At 52.8% G+C, this 18,335-nt stretch carries 15 protein-coding genes; 6 read left to right on the top strand and 9 right to left on the bottom strand.

Features of this window, described 5'->3' with window-relative positions:
• Window positions 1-40 precede the first annotated feature (40 nt).
• Window positions 41-922: a methylisocitrate lyase gene (gene prpB / locus JTI85_RS05815; RefSeq protein WP_219352249.1), complete on the bottom strand. Its 882-nt coding sequence runs from the start codon at window positions 920-922 to the stop codon at window positions 41-43.
• A gap of 252 nt (window positions 923-1,174) precedes the next feature.
• On the opposite strand from prpB, the gene prpR reads away from it, so the two are divergent.
• Complete coding sequence (gene prpR / locus JTI85_RS05810) at window positions 1,175-2,770, top strand: propionate catabolism operon regulatory protein PrpR (protein ID WP_219352248.1); 1,596 nt, start codon at window positions 1,175-1,177, stop codon at window positions 2,768-2,770.
• Between the two features lie 48 nt (window positions 2,771-2,818).
• Here the strand turns inward: prpR and yahO are convergent, their stop codons facing one another.
• Entirely contained in the window at window positions 2,819-3,094 is a 276-nt protein-coding gene (gene yahO / locus JTI85_RS05805) for a DUF1471 family periplasmic protein YahO (RefSeq protein WP_003021310.1), read from the bottom strand.
• Between the two features lie 273 nt (window positions 3,095-3,367).
• On the opposite strand from yahO, the gene JTI85_RS05800 reads away from it, so the two are divergent.
• From JTI85_RS05800 to JTI85_RS05790, 3 genes are all read left to right on the top strand, one after another.
• Window positions 3,368-4,000 (top strand): LysE family transporter, encoded by a 633-nt coding sequence (locus tag JTI85_RS05800; RefSeq protein ID WP_048212506.1) that lies wholly within the window; start codon window positions 3,368-3,370, stop codon window positions 3,998-4,000.
• Window positions 4,001-4,088: 88 nt separating this feature from the next.
• Window positions 4,089-5,477, top strand: coding sequence for a diguanylate cyclase (locus tag JTI85_RS05795; RefSeq protein ID WP_199962621.1), 1,389 nt, complete (start codon window positions 4,089-4,091; stop codon window positions 5,475-5,477).
• A 219-nt stretch (window positions 5,478-5,696) separates the two neighbouring features.
• Entirely contained in the window at window positions 5,697-6,803 is a 1,107-nt protein-coding gene (locus JTI85_RS05790) for a 4Fe-4S binding protein (RefSeq protein WP_061067373.1), read from the top strand.
• Between the two features lie 73 nt (window positions 6,804-6,876).
• Here the strand turns inward: JTI85_RS05790 and JTI85_RS05785 are convergent, their stop codons facing one another.
• Genes JTI85_RS05785 through JTI85_RS05765 form a run of 5 tightly spaced genes read right to left on the bottom strand, consistent with a single transcriptional unit; the run spans window position 6,877 to window position 11,622 of the window.
• The gene (locus JTI85_RS05785; protein ID WP_005127925.1) at window positions 6,877-7,770 is read right to left on the bottom strand and encodes a MurR/RpiR family transcriptional regulator; all 894 of its coding nucleotides are present in this window, start codon (window positions 7,768-7,770) and stop codon (window positions 6,877-6,879) included.
• Window positions 7,771-7,772: 2 nt separating this feature from the next.
• A complete protein-coding gene (locus tag JTI85_RS05780) occupies window positions 7,773-8,720 on the bottom strand; it encodes an ABC transporter substrate-binding protein (protein ID WP_086523596.1) in 948 nt (315 codons plus the stop codon).
• 15 nt (window positions 8,721-8,735) lie between these two features.
• On the bottom strand, window positions 8,736-9,788 hold the full coding sequence (locus JTI85_RS05775) for an iron ABC transporter permease (RefSeq protein ID WP_101742728.1): 1,053 nt from the start codon (window positions 9,786-9,788) through the stop codon (window positions 8,736-8,738).
• Entirely contained in the window at window positions 9,785-10,798 is a 1,014-nt protein-coding gene (locus tag JTI85_RS05770; RefSeq protein WP_219352247.1) for an iron ABC transporter permease, read from the bottom strand. Before JTI85_RS05770 ends, JTI85_RS05775 begins: the two co-directional genes overlap by 4 nt.
• Window positions 10,795-11,622: an ABC transporter ATP-binding protein gene (locus JTI85_RS05765; protein ID WP_115643819.1), complete on the bottom strand. Its 828-nt coding sequence runs from the start codon at window positions 11,620-11,622 to the stop codon at window positions 10,795-10,797. The genes JTI85_RS05770 and JTI85_RS05765 overlap by 4 nt, the downstream gene beginning before the upstream one ends.
• A 446-nt stretch (window positions 11,623-12,068) precedes the next feature.
• Between JTI85_RS05765 and JTI85_RS05760 the strand changes: the two genes are divergently transcribed.
• Window positions 12,069-14,231 (top strand): TonB-dependent siderophore receptor, encoded by a 2,163-nt coding sequence (locus JTI85_RS05760; protein ID WP_115643820.1) that lies wholly within the window; start codon window positions 12,069-12,071, stop codon window positions 14,229-14,231.
• Between the two features lie 181 nt (window positions 14,232-14,412).
• Window positions 14,413-14,922, top strand: a complete 510-nt coding sequence (locus tag JTI85_RS05755; protein ID WP_048212514.1) for a hypothetical protein — start codon at window positions 14,413-14,415, stop codon at window positions 14,920-14,922.
• A 99-nt stretch (window positions 14,923-15,021) separates the two neighbouring features.
• Here JTI85_RS05755 and foxA read toward each other — a convergent pair whose 3' ends face one another.
• A complete protein-coding gene (foxA, locus tag JTI85_RS05750) occupies window positions 15,022-17,130 on the bottom strand; it encodes a ferrioxamine B receptor FoxA (RefSeq protein ID WP_121584253.1) in 2,109 nt (702 codons plus the stop codon).
• A gap of 121 nt (window positions 17,131-17,251) precedes the next feature.
• Window positions 17,252-18,235: an AraC family transcriptional regulator gene (locus tag JTI85_RS05745; RefSeq protein WP_219352246.1), complete on the bottom strand. Its 984-nt coding sequence runs from the start codon at window positions 18,233-18,235 to the stop codon at window positions 17,252-17,254.
• Window positions 18,236-18,335 lie beyond the last annotated feature (100 nt).

Raw genomic sequence — 18,335 nt, 5'->3', positions numbered from 1 at the left:
ATTGCCGGATGGCGGCTGTGCCTTATCCGGCCTACGACGGTTACTTTTTGCTATACAGCGCGTCGAGTTTCTCTTCGAACTGGTAATAATTGATGCTTTCGTACAGCTCGTTACGCGTCTGCATAATGTCGATCACGCTCTTTTGCGTTCCTTCCTGACGCAGCACGTTGTAAACCTTTTCCGCAGCACGGTTCATAGCGCGGAAAGCCGACAGCGGATACAGCGCCATCGCGACGTTTGCGCTGCGCAGTTCATCGGTGGTGAACAGCGGCGTAGCGCCAAATTCGGTAATGTTGGCAAGGATCGGCACCTGCACCGCGTCGGCAAACTGGCGGTACATCGCAAGCTCGGTGATGGCTTCCGGAAACAGCGTGTCCGCGCCCGCTTCGACGTACGCCTGGGCACGATCGATGGCTGCCTCTAACCCTTCCACCGCCAGCGCATCGGTCCGCGCCATGATGACAAAGTTGGGATCGGTACGTGCATCCACCGCGGCGCGGATCCTGTCGACCATCTCTTCTTTAGAGACGATCGCTTTGTTCGGGCGATGGCCGCAGCGCTTAGCGCCGATCTGATCTTCAATATGCAGCGCTGCAGCACCCGCTTTGGAAATCGACTTCACGGTACGCGCCACGTTGAAGGCTGACGATCCAAACCCGATATCCGCATCCACCAGCAAGGGCAGCGGGCAAACATCCGTAATGCGACGAATATCAGTCAGCACATCATCAAGGGTTGAAATACCAAGATCCGGCAGCCCCAGTGACCCCGCAGCGACGCCGCCGCCGGAGAGATAAATCGCCTGATACCCGGCACGTTGGGCCAGCAGAGCGTGATTGGCGTTGATGGTGCCCACGATTTGTAATGGATTTTCTTTGCTGAGCGCGGCGCGAAACGCCAGCCCTGGGGAGTGTAGAGACATATCCCGTCCTCTTGTTATCAACTTGTTAGCATTCGTTGATTTACTTAAAGCAAGGGGTATGCCAAAGACCTTAATTTTTAATTAATTTATACATCCCCCTTAAAAAACAATATGTTAACATAAATTACTGTATCTTTGATGCACAAAAGCGTGTCAGCTATCGTTTCATGAAACGTTCCTTCACGTTTCATTGCAACATTTATGAAACACAACTAAACCCTAATACTCAGTTCCTTACTTTTTGGGTTGGTTATGGCTGATACGCATCTTCCACCGCGGGTGAACGACGACAAACCGGTTATCTGGACGGTTTCGGTCACGCGTCTGTTCGAACTGTTTCGCGACATCAGCCTGGAGTTCGACCACCTGGCGACCATCACCCCCATTCAGCTTGGTTTCGAAAAAGCGGTCGCGTATATCCGCAAGAAGCTGGCCACCGAGCGTTGTGATGCCATAATTGCGGCTGGCTCCAACGGGGCGTATCTGAAAAGCCGTTTATCGATCCCGGTGATCCTGATTAAACCCAGCGGATTTGACGTGCTACAGGCATTGGCGAAAGCGGGAAAACTCACATCATCGATTGGCGTCATTACCTATCAGGAAACCATTCCTGCGCTTCTCGCCTTTCAAAAGACCTTCAATTTGCAGCTTGAACAGCGCAGCTATATCACTGAAGAAGATGCTCGTGGGCAAATCAACGAACTGAAGGCCAGCGGTACACAAGCGGTAGTCGGCGCGGGGCTGATTACCGATCTGGCAGAAGAAGCAGGTATGACCGGCATCTTTATCTATTCAGCGGCTACCGTGCGCCAGGCCTTTGTCGATGCGCTGGATATGACGCGCCTGACGCTACGGCGAAACGGTCAATACGCTTCTGGCGATACGATGCGCACCCGCTACGCGCTCGGTGATATGCGCGGTCACTCTGCGCAGATGGAACAGGTACGGCACACCATAATGCTCTACGCCCGTTCTCGCGCACCGGTGTTGATTCAGGGCGAAACGGGCACGGGTAAAGAGCTGGCGGCGCAGGCCATTCATCGTGAATATTTCACCCGTCAGGAGAATCGACGCGGTAAACCCTCACCACCGTTTGTCGCCGTCAACTGCGGGGCAATCACCGAATCCTTACTGGAAGCGGAGTTGTTCGGCTATGAAGATGGCGCTTTTACCGGCTCACGGCGGGGCGGACGCGCGGGTCTGTTTGAAATCGCCCACGGCGGAACACTGTTTCTTGATGAGATAGGCGAAATGCCGCTGCCGTTACAAACCCGACTGCTACGCGTGCTGGAGGAAAAAGAGGTTACCCGGGTCGGTGGGCACCAGCCGATTCCGGTCGATGTGCGGGTGATTAGCGCCACCCACTGCAATCTGGAGCAGGAGATGAAACAAGGCGAGTTTCGTACCGATTTGTTTTATCGCCTGAGCATTCTGCGCCTCAAGCTGCCGCCGCTACGCGAGCGGTTGCCCGATATCCTGCCGCTGGCGGAAGGCTTTTTAAAACAGTCACTGGCGGAATTAGATGTACCGTTTTCTGAGCCTGTGCGCAAAGGACTAGGGCTCAGCCAACATATGCTGCTGAATTACGGCTGGCCGGGGAATATTCGTGAGCTGCGCAATATGATGGAGCGTCTGGCATTATTTTTAAGCGTCGAGCCACAACCAGAACTTAACGTCCATTTCTTGCAGCAATTATTGCCAGAACTGGCGATTGTCGCCGAAATACCCCAGATATCATCATCACTGACGCCACAGCAGGTGCTGGCACAATTCAATGGTGATAAAACAGCGGCAGCACGATATCTCGGTATCAGCCGAACCACGTTTTGGCGCAGGTTAAAAGAATAACCCGCCAGTACAGAGGCTGGCGGGTATTTTATCTTTCAATGCAGCGTATTATTTTTTCTTGTAGATATTGGCTGTGCCATGGATTTTATTATCCGTTTGACCGGAAGTTAATACCACAACATCGGCGCCTTTCTCTTCGGCTTTCTTCAGCAGCTCTTCTTTAGCATCTGCGACAGAAACTTCATTACTCGTTGAGATATCACCGATTTTTGTGTACTGCGACTCAACCTTTTCAAACTCAAGTTTTGTCATAAATTCCGCAGCATATGCGTTGGTCACGACAAAAGCTAATGCACCAATAAGTACTTTAATTCCAGTTTTCATAGACCAGCTCCAGGTTTTGTTATGACGCCATCATCGATCCCTGAACATGAGATAACGCGATTCAAGGATGATTAATAACTAGTCCAGCCTGGATAAAAAATCCACACTCAGCAGAAATATATAGAAATTTTGCGGCACAGAAAAAACCAGCCATCGCGTATCCGCATTTCAACCGGTTCAAAGTTTCAATAGCCAGTGTGAGTTAATCCTCAGAACAGCCAGCTCGTTGAAATTATAGTGTTAACTTTATGAATATTTGAGGAATGGTTGTCTATGGAACCGCTACACGCCGTCGTACTCACCGTCAGCCTGTTTGTTTTAACCTTTTTCAACCCCGGGGCGAACCTGTTTGTGGTGGTGCAAACCAGCCTGGCATCAGGACGGCGCGCGGGGGTGATGACCGGTCTGGGCGTGGCCCTGGGCGACGCGTTTTACTCCGGCCTTGGCCTGTTTGGTATGGCAACGCTTATTACCCAGTGTGAAGAGATATTTTCGTTGATTAAGATTGTTGGCGGAACCTATCTGCTGTGGTTTGCCTGGAACAGCATTCGCCATCAGGCGACACCGCAAATGCCCACGTTACAGCAGCCGATATCCGCCCCTTGGTACGTATTCTTTCGTCGCGGGCTGTTAACGGATTTATCGAATCCGCAAACCGTACTGTTTTTTATTAGTATTTTCTCGGTCACCTTAAGCGCAGAAACCCCGACCTGGGCCAGGCTGATGGCATGGGCAGGCATTGTGCTTTCTTCTGTTATCTGGCGTATTTTTCTCAGCCAGGCGTTTTCTCTTCCTGCAGTACGCCGTGCATATGGTCGCATTCAGCGCGTTGCCAGCCGGGTAATTGGCGCCATTATCGGCGTCTTCGCCTTAAGGCTGATTTATGAAGGTATTCGCCATCGTTAATGCGTAAAGAGAGTTTCACTTGACCATCGTGACGTAATTGTCCGTAATACCGCCTGAATTTTTCAATCACATTTTGAGTGGCTGTGAGATGGAACAGGTTGATCCCGTAAACGACACATTACTCCTTACAGAATGGCGGGCGCTAATACGCCAGACATCCCCTGACGTTCATACGATCCTCACAGGGTTAAGCGACGATGAGATCCGCCATTTAGTGACCGTTTTTTATGACTACATGCTCTCTCATGCGGAGAGCGCGTTGTTTCTGAATACGGAGCAGGTCAGTACGCGACTGAGCGGCAGTATGTTTGACTGGTTGCGCAGCGTGCTCGGCAGCGCATATGAAGACCTCCCGCTCTTGCTGGCAAAACAGCGTGAAATTGGTGTGGTACACGCCCGTATCGGCCTGCCTATCGATCTGGTTAACCGCGGTGCACGTAAGCTAAAAGAAGAGCTGTATCAGTTGCTGAAAAGTAAGGCCGACTACTCTGTCAGCCTGTTGAGCGATGCTATCTGTTTCAGCAGTCTGGCGATGGACACCGCGCTGGAGGCCATGACCGTTTCCTACTCTCCAAGCTATCAAAACTCGCTGCACACGCAGGAGCAGTATCGGCTGCAGACCATTTACGACGACGTCAACGTCGAGCGCGAACGGCAAATCCGTTCGTTTACCGATTGGGAAAATCAGTTTATCTACAACATTGCGACCGGCTTACCGTCCGGTGATCTGGTGTTCCTGGCGGACTCAGATTTTGGTATGTGGTTCTCCCATAAAGGAAAACACATTCTTGGCAGCGGTAATCTGCTGGCAGAAATGGAATCCGTGATCGCTGAAATCGATAACCGTCTGGCACAGGCACTCTCGAATCAGCAACAACCTGGCGAAACCGAGCGGATGAGCTTATTGCAGGATATCCGACAGCTCTCGGCCAAAATCCATTTTCTCCTCGCCTCAATGTTTGAAGCGCTGGTCAAACAGGAAAATGGCAAAGACTCGCTGACCCAGCTGCTTAATCGCCGCTTTATTCCGACGATTATGCGCCGTGAAATCTCGCTGGCGTTACATTCACGAAGACCCTTTACCCTGGCAATGCTGGACATTGATTATTTTAAGCAGATCAACGACAGCTACGGACATAACACTGGCGATATGACGCTGAAAAACGTCGCGGCCGTTATTTATGAGCACATCCGCAGTAGCGATTACGTATTCCGTTATGGTGGTGAAGAGTTTATGATCCTGCTCGTCGAATCAGACGAATCGCAGGCCTCGATTATTCTGGAAACACTGCGCAAGAAAATTGCCGAGCTGCGTATCGCCGCTTCCATGACTGAATCCTTCTCTATTACCGTCAGTATCGGCGTTGCCGAATATGACTATCACCCCGACTACAAACAACTGGTTGATAAAGCCGATCGCGCGCTCTATCTGGCGAAAAGCCATGGCCGTAACCGCGTAGAAACGTACCGGGAATGACTGTCGTCCCCCACAGATAAATAAATACCCCGTTCAGGGTATTTATCTGACCTGTGATAAATATCGTGCTGTTATTTTTATACATGCCCATTAGCGTGATAAAAATGGCAGCCGATTAATAAGATGCAAATCAAATACACCATATCTTTATAGCGGTAGCATATCCCGGTGATGAGTCTTCCTGAATGCAGGGGGAAATATGAGGGATAATAAAAGATCATGAACGGGAAGAAGAAAACGCGCTGGCAGCGCCGCCCTGGTACCGTCGGAGGAAAACTGCCGTGGAATGACTGGCGCAATGCCAGTAGCTGGAGAAAAGCCACCCAGTTTCTCCTGTTGGCTATCAATATCTATATTGGCGTGACGTTCTGGTATTGGGTTCGCTATTTCGAAACAGCCGGTGCCAGCGTTTATATATCAAGACCCGGCGGTATTGAGGGATGGCTACCGATCGCGGGCTTGATGAATATCCGCTACACACTGGAAACCGGCTTTCTTCCCCCTATTCACGCCGCTTCCATGCTGCTGCTTGTTGCCTTTATCCTGATGAGTCTGCTGTTAAAAAAAGCGTTCTGCTCGTGGTTGTGCCCGGTGGGTACGCTGTCTGAGCTGATAGGGAATCTGGGCAAAAAAATAACGGGTCGCAACTTCACCCTGCCGCGCTGGCTGGACCTCCCTTTGCTGAGCCTGAAATATCTGCTGCTGAGTTTCTTTCTGTATATCGCCCTGTCGATGCCAGCACAGGGGATTCAGTATTTTCTGATGTCAGCCTACGGCATGATTATCGACGTTAAGATGCTCGATTTCTTTCGTAATATCGGCTCGACGACGCTCATCGTAGTGGCGGTTATCAGCATCATGAGCCTGTTTATTCGCAATGCGTGGTGCCGTTATCTGTGCCCTTATGGCGCACTGCTTGGCCTGTTCTCTTTGCTGTCGCCGTTTAAGATCCGCCGTAATGCCGACAGTTGCATCGATTGCGGCAAATGCACAAAGAACTGCCCGTCGAATATTCCGGTCGATCGCTTAATTCAGGTACGCACCGTTGAGTGCACAGGATGTATGACCTGTGTGGAATCCTGTCCGGTAGCCTCGACGCTGACTATGTCACTGAAGACACCGCCTGGCGCACAATCAGGGCATAGCGCAGCGCCGACACCATGGTGGCGACAAGGTAGGTTATCAGGGTGGACAATGACGCTACTGCTGCTCGGTATTCTGTTTGCCGCCGTAGGTTATGCGGTGTACGCCAACGTCTGGCAGACGCCGGTGCCGGATCATATGTATTTCCAGTTGATCCCGAAGGCCAGAATGATCGGCCATTAATGGTTTGATCTGTCTGCCTTTATGCCGGGTGGCGACGTCCCACTACCCGGCCTACACATCGGGTATAACCGGTTTATTTCTTCGCCCCGGATTTACCAATGCCCCGATACAGTTCGTTAATCCGTTTCACGGACTTAATTGAACGTTGCGGCGCAGTCGAAGCAACGGACAGGACGATCATTTCCAGACACACCAGCACCGTACCGTGAAGCGGCATTTTCCCATTCTCGCCGCCGCGTGGCACGTTAATCACCACATCCGCTTCTTTACTAAAACGGGAATCCAGCGCGTTCGTCAGTAAAATAACCGGGACACCCAACCGCCTGGCCTCGCGAATGGTCGTCAGCCCTTCCCGATGCGGTGATTTCTGCGCCATCATGATCAGCACATCTCCCCGCTGCAATGCGATCAGTTGCTCTGCGAGGTTAATCCCGGTGCGATTAAATGCTACCGCAGGCAGGCCAATACGGCTGAGCAGACGAGCGGTATAATCCGCCAATACGCCGGATGCGCCAATACCAAAAATCCCCACCTGACGGGCTTCTACCAATAACGCCACCGCCTGGGCAATCGCATAGCGGTTTTGCGGTGTAGAAAGAGCTTCACAGGTACGCTGATGCCCCTGCAGGACGAAATCAATGCTTGAGTTAACATCGCAAGAGAGCGTATTCACCGTGGTGGTCATCTTCTCTTCTGAGGTCACGCCAGGGCCAAACCAGTGTTCAATGGTCTGCTTTAAATCGCGCAACCCGGCAAACCCCAGCGCCTGAATTGCCCTGACCACCGTCGCGTCAGAGGTTTGCGTGGCGGCAGCGATTTCTATCGCTGTAAACTCCAGCACCACTTCGCGGTTTTCGTTGATATAACGCGCCACGGCCTGCATACGTGGCGAGAGTAAATGCGCCCGGGCGCGAAAACGATCACCATAGACATCAATACGGTTTTTGGCTTTTTTCGCCGTCAGCATGGTTATTTAGCCTCCGGTAGCCATCGTCCGGCGATATGCGTTTGCACCTGCGCCACCATCAGACTGAGCGAGGCATAGGAATTGGATATCGCCTCTTCACGGGAGAGTAAAACGTAATGTCCGCGCTGGCAGGCGGTCAGGAACTCACACCAGCCAGGCATCACCGCATCCATCGCCGCGATTTCATCCTGCGGTTTACCGCCGGTATCGCCACGCCAGGTCGCGAAGACAAAATCGGCATCCAGTTCAGGCAGACGTTCCGCACTGACATCAATGCGCCCACCCGGCGGAATACTGTCGATAAGCTTCGGGAAAGTGAAACCAGCATCGCGTAAAACTCGCCCCAGGGAATGATAGGTGTGCAACGCATTGATTTTGCCCTGATTGGCCTGTATTACCGCCACAGAGATGTGCTGCGTATCGACCGTCCGCTTGAGCTGGGCTATTTCTTCACGGTAGCGCCGTTCCAGCAATGCCAGTCGGTTCTGCGTACCGGTAAGCTGCGCCAGCTTGCGGTAGATTTCCGGCGCACCGCCATCAAGATGATCGATGCTGACCGTCGGCGCTATTTTTTCCAGTTGCTCAATCGGCGTGTTACGGCTGGGTTCGGTGATAATTAAATCCGGTTTTGCCGCCACAATGGCTTCAATATCAATGTCTGCCGTACCGATATACGTCATGTTCGAATTATCAAAATCCACGCCGGTCAGCAGCACGCCGGAGCGTAAAAAATGGCTGCCATCCGGGCGCGTTCGGCCATGACTGGCTACCGGAGGCACGCCCAGTTCGATCAGCGGAATAGTGATGTCGAGATCGTGCAATGACACAATACGCTGCGGATGCAGCGGCACGTTCACCACTCGCCCGAGATCGTCAGTAAATGACTGAACAGGCACCGCCGCCTGGACGGTGCAGCCGACCAGCAGCAGCAATGAAAAGATTAAACGCATATACCCTCTTAACAATTACAAACGATCCCGGCGACGCCAGAGCAACAGCAAAAAGAACGGTCCACCGACCAGAGCAATGACGATCCCGGCGGGGATTTGCAGTGGTGCAAACGCCAGACGACCCACGGTATCGGTGACCAGCACCAGCAACGCACCGATCAACGCACTTCCCCACAGCAGCGCTGTTTGTCCGCCACGCAGCCAGAATCGTGCCATGTGTGGCGCCATTAACCCGACAAAACCGAGGCTGCCCACGCAGGCAACACTGGCGGCGGTGAGTACAACCGGCGCGAGAAAACGCAACAACGCCAGTCGGGGTAAACGTACACCCAGCCCCGTTGCCGTCGCATTGCCAAGTAGCGCCACATCTGAAGCTCTCGCCGTGGCAAATAAGATGATGGCCGCAGGCAACGTCCAGGCCAGTGCCACCAGCAGTAGCGGCCAGGTGGCGGCATGAAGGCTGCCCGCCAGCCAGACCAGTGCAGTCTGAACGTCACGGACATCCGCGGTGGTCATAAATACGCCCATTCCCGCGGCAAAGAACCACGACACGCCAATGCCTATCAACACGAAGCGAGGCCGGGAGAAATCACGGGCCAGCAGCATCACCAGTGCCGCGACCAGTGCGCCACCGGCCATTCCCGCCAGGGGCCGCCAGACCAGACTTGCGGACGGGAAAAATAGCACCAGGGCCAGCACCACCACGCAACTCCCTTCTTTGACACCGATAAGCCCGGGATCGGCCAACCCGTTGCGGGTGATAGATTGCATCGCCGCCCCAGCCAATCCGAGCATCGCCCCGCACAGAAGCGCCATCAGCAGTCGCGGCAGTCGTACATCCCAAACGACATACTGTTGCTGAGCCGTCAACGCCTGAGGGTCAAACACCGCCCGTCCGATAGCGGAAGCCGGAACCGGGAGCGAACCCTGCATCACGCCGAACAGCAGTAATGCGATTGCCAGCACCGTCAGGCTGAGGCTGTACAGCACGGTTTTGGGACGAATGACACGAGAAAATCCCCCCACCCGCCATGCACGAAGCCCTGCACGCTGCAGCATATCGTTCATTTCAAAAACCTCGACGCAATGAAAATAAACGCCGGTGCGCCCACCAGGGCGGTCATGATCCCTGTAGCCAGCTCCTGCGGAGCCAGCACCGTGCGGGCGGCAATATCCGCCAGCAGCAGCAGCGCCGCGCCCAGCAATGCCGACGTCGGTAGCATCTGACGAATATCTTTTGTTACCAGACGGCGGGTAACGTTAGGCACTAACAGGCCGATAAATCCCAGCGGCCCCACGACAGAAACTGCCGCACCGCACAACAGCGCAATGGCGATCATCGCCAGCAAGCGTATGCGCAAAATGTTCACCCCTAACCCACAGGCCATACGGTCGCCGAGAGCCAGAATATTCAGGCCCGGCGCGATAGCGATCGCCAGCACCATACCGGCAAGCGACGGGGGAACGGCACTTTTGACACTTTCCCAACGCAGACCCGCGAGATCACCCACCAGCCAGGTGCGCATTGCCAACAGGGTTTGTTCATCCAGAATCAGGATGGCCGCAGTAAGCGATGACACCATGGCCGACAGCGCCACGCCGCACAGCGTGACCTTCAGCGGCGTTAAGCCACCGCGCCCGGCAGATGCAAGCGCCATCACCAACGAAAAGAGTGCCGCAGCACCGCCTGCCGCCAGCAATGGCTGGCTTACCCCCGTCACGCCAAGCGCGGTGCACAACACAACGACAAACGCCGCACCGGCATTCAGCCCCAGAATATGCGGTTCTCCCAGCGGATTACGAATCAACGCCTGCAGCAGAACCCCCGCAACACCTAACGCCGCGCCGACCAGCATCGCCGCCGTCATGCGCAGCAGACGTAAGGAGACAATAATCCGGTGGTCGAAATTTTTCGCGTCAAAGTGGAACAGCGCCTGCACGACGGTCTGCGGGCTGATAGTGCGTGCGCCCACACCCAGATGCACCACTGCCAGAACACACAACAGCAGCGTTAACACGGGGAACGCCAGCATAATCTGGCCACGGCGACGAGCCAGTGTGCTTGCCATGACCGTCATTGCTCTTGCCCGCCCGGCGCGCGGAACGGCATAAAGAACGGTTTTCCGGTGAGAGGATTCACCGACATCTGCACGTCGACGTCAAACACGTGCTTAATCAACTCGGGCGTGCAGTTTTCGCCATCATGCACGACGCCCTGCAACGTCCCCTGTTTGAGGAACACCAGCATGTCCCCGTAATTCACGGCAAAATTCAGGTCATGCAGGACCACGACCACTGTACGGCCATGATGGCGAGTCAGTGAATGCAACAGTTCAAGGATCTCCACCTGATAGCGCAGATCGAGAAACGTAGTCGGCTCATCCAACAAGATGACCGGCGTTTGCTGTGCCAGCGCCATCGCAATCCAGCAGCGCTGACGTTGCCCACCGGAAAGGCTCTCCACCGGCAAATGCGCAAAATCAGCAGTTCCGGTTAACCGGAGCGCCTGCTCCACGGCGCGTTCGTCATCGTCCGTCCATTGCGAAAGCATGTTCTGCCAGGGAAAACGCCCACGCGATACCAGTTCGAAAACGGTAAGTCCTTCTGGCACCAATGGGGATTGCGGCAGGATGCCGAGCTGGCGTGAAACCGCTTTGGTGGGCTGTTGATGAATGGCTTTGCCATCCAGCAATACGCTGCCGCCGTGCGGTTTCAACATCCGAGCCATGGTGCTTAACAACGTTGATTTACCCGAGCCGTTCGCCCCCACCAGCACCGTCATTTTGCCTTGCGGAATAGTGAGACAGATATCGTGGACAATGGTGTTATGGCGATAACCCGCAGAAAGCTGTTGTAGTTCAATGCCCGTTCTGTGGGCGGTATTTTCCACATGCTGTGGCATGTTCACTCCTGCGCCGCCGCATGGCAAAGCCTGCATGCGTAATTCTCTAAATAAAAATAAAACTCATTCTCTTTGTGATCTTGCTGGCTTGCGCTGTAGTAGTCAAGCAATTACACCCTGTAGTTACATCACCTGTTGCCAACAACCAAAGCACAAATAAAAAATGCCGAAAAATCAATAAAAACCATTCTTTTTCAATGTATTGTAAATTAAATACCCTTAAAAAAACGACGGTTAAGTTGTGTCGAATCGCCTGTAGTTTCTTTTTCATTTTTACGTTTACTACTACAAACGCCCATGATTGAATGATTCTCAATTACACATCTGATGCCAGTAACGCCGGCTTACAGATGGATAAATGCAGGGCTGGCAAGCCGGGCAATGAATTGAATCAACCTGTTTCCCTGCCCATTTTTGGCAGGGTCTTTTGCGGAATAAATAAAATAATGGCTGAGTTAACGACTTACTTTTCGGGGATGAAAGGGCGGGCATTGTGCTCTGCTCTCTTTCTGGGCATAACAACAACACCTACGGTATTTGCAGCGGAGAAAGAGACGACTCCGCCTAAAGGGGAAGATACCATCACCGTTCGGGCAGATGCGTCGTCTGCCGATCAGGCCGTAACATCGGGTTATCAACCGCTGAGCTCGTCCACCGCGACGCTGACATCCATGCCATTGTTGGATATCCCACAAGTGGTGAACACTGTCAGCGATAAAGTTCTGGAAGATCAGCATGTCACGACGCTGGACGAAGCGCTGTATAACGTCAGTAACGTTGTGCAAACCAACACATTAGGTGGCACACAGGATGCGTTTGTCCGCCGTGGCTTCGGCGCAAACCGTGACGGCTCGGTGATGACCAACGGTCTGAAAACCGTGTTGCCGCGCAGCTTTAACGCCGCAACCTCACGCGTGGAAGTGCTGAAAGGCCCGGCCTCAACCCTGTACGGGATTCTCGATCCCGGCGGCCTGATTAATGTCGTCACCAAACGTCCGGAAACGCAGTTTGGCGGGTCGATTTCAGCAACCTCCAGCAGTTTTGGCGGCGGTACGGGGCAGTTTGACGTGACAGGGCCGATTGAAGGTACGCCGTTGGCGTATCGTCTGATTGGCGAGTACCAACACGAGGACTACTGGCGCAACTTTGGCACCAATCAGAGCAGCTTTATCTCCCCTTCTCTGACCTGGTTTGGCGACAACGCCACCGTCAGCGTGCTCTATTCACACCGCGACTACAAAGCGCCATTCGATCGCGGCACCATTTTCGATCTCAACACCAAACACGCGGTGAATGTGGATCGCAAAACCCGCTTTGATGAGCCGTTTAATATCACCGACGGCAAATCGGATCTGGCACAGTTGAATGCCGAATACCGCTTCAACAGCGAATGGACAGCGAAATTCGACTACAGCTTTAGCCAGGATAAATACAGCGATAATCAGGCTCGCGTAATGGCGTATGATTCTGCAACCGGAAATCTGACCCGCCGTGTCGATGCCACTCAAGGCTCCACCCAGCGCATGCACGCCACACGTGCCGATTTACAGGGCAACGTCGATATCGCTGGCTTTTATAACGAGATCCTCACCGGTGTCTCTTATGAGAACTACGATCTGCTACGCACCGACATGATCCGCTGCAAGAACGTAAAAGGGTTCAATATTTATAATCCTGTCTACGGTACGTTGGATAAATGTACTAACGTTTCTGCCGCTGATAGCGATCAGACTATTCAACAAGAGAGCTATTCTGCGTATGTGCAGGACGCGCTGTACCTGACCGATAAATGGATCGCCGTCGCCGGGATGCGTTATCAGTACTACACCGAATACGCTGGCAAAGGGCGTCCGTTCAACGTCAACACCGACAGTACCGACCAACAGTGGGTGCCCAAATTCGGTATGGTTTACAAACTGACGCCGTCGGTATCGCTGTTCGGTAACGTGTCGCGATCCTTCATGCCGCAATATTCTATCGCCAGTTATATTGGCGAACTGCCACCTGAAACCTCAACGGCTTATGAAGTGGGGGCAAAATTCGATATCTTTGACGGTATCACCGCCAATATTGCCCTGTTTGATATTGATAAACGCAATGTGCTGTACAACGAAATGATCAATGGCGAAACCGTGGCGAAAACGGCGGGTCGCGTGCGTTCACAAGGCGTGGAAGTGGATGTCGCCGGTTCGTTGACCACCAACACCAATATTATCGCCAGCTACGGTTATACCGCCGCGAAAGTGACGGAAGATCCTGATTACAAAGGTAAGCCGCTGCCTAATGTACCGAAGCATACCGGCTCATTATTCCTCACCTACGATATTCAGAATGCTTTTATGGGCAATACCCTGACGATTGGCGGTGGGGGTCATGGGGTGAGTCGCCGTTCCGCAACCAATGGTGCAGACTATTATCTGCCAGGCTATTTTGTCGCCGATGCCTTTGCCGCTTATAAGATGAAGCTGCAATATCCGGTCACATTGCAGCTCAATGTGAAAAACCTGTTTGATAAGACCTATTACACCTCATCCATTGCTACCAATAATCTGGGTAATCAGATCGGCGACCCACGAGAAGTGCAGTTCACGGTGAAAATGGAATTCTGATCCTCTTCATCCATTAACCCTGCCAATTCTGGCAGGGTTTCCCGCTTATTCCGCCATTTTAAGATAATTGCACTTGTGCTGTCGTCGCCCCGTTTATACAACCCTAAAGATCACCTGTAATTTGATGACTTTTATTTTGTTATGGGCGACTGGGGACCACAATAATGAATGGGATAACATCATGACTAAAACAAAACTGACGCTGCTATTACCTTTATTTTTAGCTGGCTGTTCAATGAGTGACGGAGAATTAAGAAATGCTTATGCTCAGCATTATCAGCAACCCGCCGCCTATGTCGATATCTATAAGCAGAAAATAGCCGGGATGGATATTAATGCACTGGCACAATATGCCGCCGCAGAAGATAAGAAAAAAATGCGTGGTCAGCCAAGACTGAAGATCGACGAATTCATTACCATTGAGAACGTGCAGGCGAAAGGGAATCGGGTGGTCTACGATTATACGCTGTCCGAGAGCTGGCTGGCGCTGTCCGCAGATAAACAGCGCGAGAAGCAGAGCAATATGAATAAAGATTTGATCTACCGAACCTGTTCGCTGGAAACGGTACGTCTGGCGCAGGCAAAAGGGCTGGAAGAAGAACATAACTATTACCGCCAGTATCCTGACAAGTTAGCCTTCACCCTGAGAACCAGCGCACAGATTTGTATGCAGAACGGTTTTACCAAATAGCCGCAATCCACTATGCCTGATGCGCTGCGCTTATCAGGCCTACAATTTGCACGCTGCCGTATGCCGGATAAGGCGCCAGCGCCGCATCCGGCTTAAGCATCAGAACTTCCACGAAACGCTGCCAACAATGCTGCGCTCGGCACCGAAATAACAGTATGAGAGCGAATTACAGGCTGCAACGTAACGCTTGTCGGTCAGATTGTTGACGTTCAACTGCGTGCTCAAACCTTTAATACCAATATTCGTTAAGTCGTAGCCAATCGCCAGATCCACCAGCGTATACGATGGCAGGGTGTGAGTATTCTGGCGATCGCTGGTAATACCGTTGACGTAACGCACGCCTGAGCCCAACGTTAGCCCCGCCAGTGGGCCATTTTTCACATCGTAGCTTAACCAGGTGCTGGCCTGATTGCGCGGCGCATAAACGGCACGCTTGCCCTGCTCTTCCGGGCTGCTTTTCTTATAGCGAATGTCGGTATAGGTATACGCCGCCTGCAAACGGAAACTGTCCGTCAGTTGGCTAATAGCTTCCAGCTCTACCCCTTCAGATTCAATTTCGCCAATCGAACGGTACGGATCGGTCGGCTCTTCTTTGGTGGCAATATTGGTCTGATTAATGCGGAACACCGACGCGCTAAACTGGCTATTCAACCCTTCCGGTTCATATTTCAGCCCGGCTTCCCACTGCTTGCCTTTCATCGGTTCCAACAGGTTACCGTTCTCATCAGCAAAACTGGTTGGCGTAAAGGCGGTGGAATAGCTGATGTACGGCGCAACGCCGTTATCGAACAAATAAAGCAGAGCAGCGCGACTGCTGAAGTTATTTTTGTCCAGATCGCTGCGAGTGCCGTTTTGCTTATCAATATTAGATATGCTCACCTGATCGTAGCGGCCACCGAGCGTTATACGGAAGCGATCCCATGACATCTGATCCTGCAAATAGTAGCCCGTCTGGCGCAACTTGTGTTTCTCGCGCGCATACATATTGATGTAATCCGGCTTCGCGCCGTACACCGGGTTAAAGGCGTCAATCGGCGGGAACGCCCCGTAGTAGCCGGTGGTATTGTTGCTGCGATCCTGATAATCGATGCCCACCAGCAGACGGTGGTTAACCTGCCAGGTATCAAAGCTACCATCCAGTTGATTATCCAGCGTTATCGCCGACATGTTTTCGTCTGAGCCGGAGTAACCGCGATTAAGCTCGGTTTCATTCAACCAGCCTGCCGCATACACCTGGTTCAGCTCAACGTCGGTATGCAAATAGCGTAACTTTTGCCGCACCGACCAGCCGTTATCAAACAGGTGCTCAATGTTGTAGCCCACCATGTTTTCACGACGATCGTATTTATCGTAATCATCCTCGCCTTCGTAAAAGGTGTTGGAGATCTTTTGCCCGTAATGGGGAACCACAGTGCCGTCATACGGCAGACCGGAGTGGCTACCGCCTTCAGGATCACGGTGCAGATAGGCCATCAGGTCAAGACGCGTTTGATCGGTGATGCGCCAGGTGAGGCTCGGCATCAGCGCGTAACGTTCTTCCTTCAAGGGACCAAACTGCGAGTCCGCATAACGCGTCATTCCACTCAGTCGTGCGGCGACGCGATCGTTATCATCCAGCGCCCCGGTGACGTCAAACGCCGCGCCGCGCTGATTATTGTTGCCAGCAAACAGCTTCACTTCTCCGCCCGCATCAAACGACGGTTTACGCGATGTCAGCGCCACGATCCCGCCCGGAGAGGAACGGCCGTACAGCACGGAAGCCGGGCCGCGCACCACTTCAATATTGTCGAGAAACCACGGATCGACCACCAGCGAACTGTGCGAGTTAGTGTCGCCCATCATTTTCAGGCCGTCGAGATAGACGTTGTCCAGACTACCATCGGAGAAACCGCGCAGCACAATGTAGTCAAAGCGGTTGGAGGCACCAATCTGATTGCTGTACACCCCAGGTGTGTAGCTAACAGCCTGCCGCACGCTGGTTGCGCCCTGCTCTTCAAACTGTTCACGGGTAACGATCGATACCGACTGCGGTGTTTCGATATCCGGTGTGGCAAGCTTGGTCGCCCCACTCTGCATTTGCGAAGTGACAACCACCGTATCATTTTTTGTTGTTTCCTGCGCCAGCAGAGGAAAAGCCACACTGCCGGTCACCCATCCTATCAGCAGCGCCAACCGAGTCTTCGCGAACATGAACATCTCCCAAGGCATACCTATCTGTAAATGAGAATTATTGCCATTTTTGTATCAGGAGTCGCTATGCCGAATGCCAGGTTGCATATGCGCAGCGCCAAATTATGAATCAGCTTCGCGCATAAAACGGGAAAATGGATTAGCAAAGTTTGAGAACATCACCGGGCGGGAAGCCATAGCGACGACGAAAAGCGGTAGAGAAGTTAGTTGCGTGCTGATAACCCGACATCCAGGCCGCCTGCTGTACGCTGTATCCTTCCAGTAAATAGCCGCGCGCACGTTCCAGACGGCAGTCGCGCAGGTAGTCAAAAACGGAGCAGCCATATGCCGCACGGAACTTGCTGCGCAAACTGCTGGGGCTCATCGCTGCGCGCTGCGCCAGCTCGTTAAGCGTGTAGTCATTTTCAGGGGATTGCTCCAACAGACGGCGCACCCTTTCCAGCCGCTGCTGTTCGCCACTGGCGGCGAGGCATTTTCCGCTTTCCACCTGACAAACGCTGAGACCGTGACCAAATAATTGTAAAATCAGTCCTTCCAGCATCAACTGGCGGGAAACATGGCTAAGTGAGCCCTGCTGCGCATACTGTAATCCGCTGAGTAAAAACCCCGGCACCTGCCAAATAAGCGTTGGCGTCTGACAGTTTTCCCACTCACGCATGAGGGATTCAAGTAATCCTTTGCGCCATGCTCCGTCAGGATACAACCCGAGTGATAGCGTCCGTAGCTTGCAGTCGGCAGGGTGACGGGCGCTCATTGCCTGGCGTTCACTCAGACGCGAACTAAACGCCATGCCGGAACGTACCACATGTTCCTGCCCGTTGAGCGTCAGTATCACGCAACCTTCCAACACCACCAGCATATACAAGGGGCTACTGTGCCGGGAGGTAGTTTCATACGGTTGCAGCACCTGTACATCAGAGTGTGTGACGCACATCCCGCAAGGGAGCATCATCTCCTCTACTTCCCCTTGCAATACAACACTGGAACACGGAAGACCCGTTTTTTGCGCCAGCAACGGAAAACGGTAATCGATCCCGTAACGCTCACCAAAGTCCCTAAACTCACTGACGGAGAAGGTGCGGGTAAAACGTCCGGATGTATTCTGGATGGTGGTGTTGTTCATGCTGTCTTCTGCACAAGAAATGGAATTTGCAACGTACGATGGGTGGCAACATTACCATTACCCGTACAACACAACAATAATAATGAGAATTGTTATCAAT

Source organism: Citrobacter sp. Colony219, from assembly GCF_019382635.1.
Taxonomy (GTDB): Bacteria; Pseudomonadota; Gammaproteobacteria; order Enterobacterales; family Enterobacteriaceae; genus Citrobacter; species Citrobacter youngae.
This window is presented reverse-complemented; position numbering and strand designations above follow the sequence as displayed.

What these genes read in the sequence shown, in the direction of transcription:
- JTI85_RS05785 (WP_005127925.1), bottom strand. Translation starts at nt 7,770, where the DNA reads ATGCTGACGGCGAAAAAAGCCAAAAACCGTATTGATGTCTATGGTGAT.
- JTI85_RS05770 (WP_219352247.1), bottom strand. Translation starts at nt 10,798, where the DNA reads ATGACGGTCATGGCAAGCACACTGGCTCGTCGCCGTGGCCAGATTATG.
- foxA (WP_121584253.1), bottom strand. Translation starts at nt 17,130, where the DNA reads ATGCCTTGGGAGATGTTCATGTTCGCGAAGACTCGGTTGGCGCTGCTG.
- JTI85_RS05800 (WP_048212506.1), top strand. Translation starts at nt 3,368, where the DNA reads ATGGAACCGCTACACGCCGTCGTACTCACCGTCAGCCTGTTTGTTTTA.
- JTI85_RS05775 (WP_101742728.1), bottom strand. Translation starts at nt 9,788, where the DNA reads ATGAACGATATGCTGCAGCGTGCAGGGCTTCGTGCATGGCGGGTGGGG.
- JTI85_RS05755 (WP_048212514.1), top strand. Translation starts at nt 14,413, where the DNA reads ATGACTAAAACAAAACTGACGCTGCTATTACCTTTATTTTTAGCTGGC.
- JTI85_RS05780 (WP_086523596.1), bottom strand. Translation starts at nt 8,720, where the DNA reads ATGCGTTTAATCTTTTCATTGCTGCTGCTGGTCGGCTGCACCGTCCAG.
- prpR (WP_219352248.1), top strand. Translation starts at nt 1,175, where the DNA reads ATGGCTGATACGCATCTTCCACCGCGGGTGAACGACGACAAACCGGTT.
- JTI85_RS05765 (WP_115643819.1), bottom strand. Translation starts at nt 11,622, where the DNA reads ATGCCACAGCATGTGGAAAATACCGCCCACAGAACGGGCATTGAACTA.
- JTI85_RS05790 (WP_061067373.1), top strand. Translation starts at nt 5,697, where the DNA reads ATGAACGGGAAGAAGAAAACGCGCTGGCAGCGCCGCCCTGGTACCGTC.
- JTI85_RS05745 (WP_219352246.1), bottom strand. Translation starts at nt 18,235, where the DNA reads ATGAACAACACCACCATCCAGAATACATCCGGACGTTTTACCCGCACC.
- JTI85_RS05760 (WP_115643820.1), top strand. Translation starts at nt 12,069, where the DNA reads ATGGCTGAGTTAACGACTTACTTTTCGGGGATGAAAGGGCGGGCATTG.
- prpB (WP_219352249.1), bottom strand. Translation starts at nt 922, where the DNA reads ATGTCTCTACACTCCCCAGGGCTGGCGTTTCGCGCCGCGCTCAGCAAA.
- yahO (WP_003021310.1), bottom strand. Translation starts at nt 3,094, where the DNA reads ATGAAAACTGGAATTAAAGTACTTATTGGTGCATTAGCTTTTGTCGTG.
- JTI85_RS05795 (WP_199962621.1), top strand. Translation starts at nt 4,089, where the DNA reads ATGGAACAGGTTGATCCCGTAAACGACACATTACTCCTTACAGAATGG.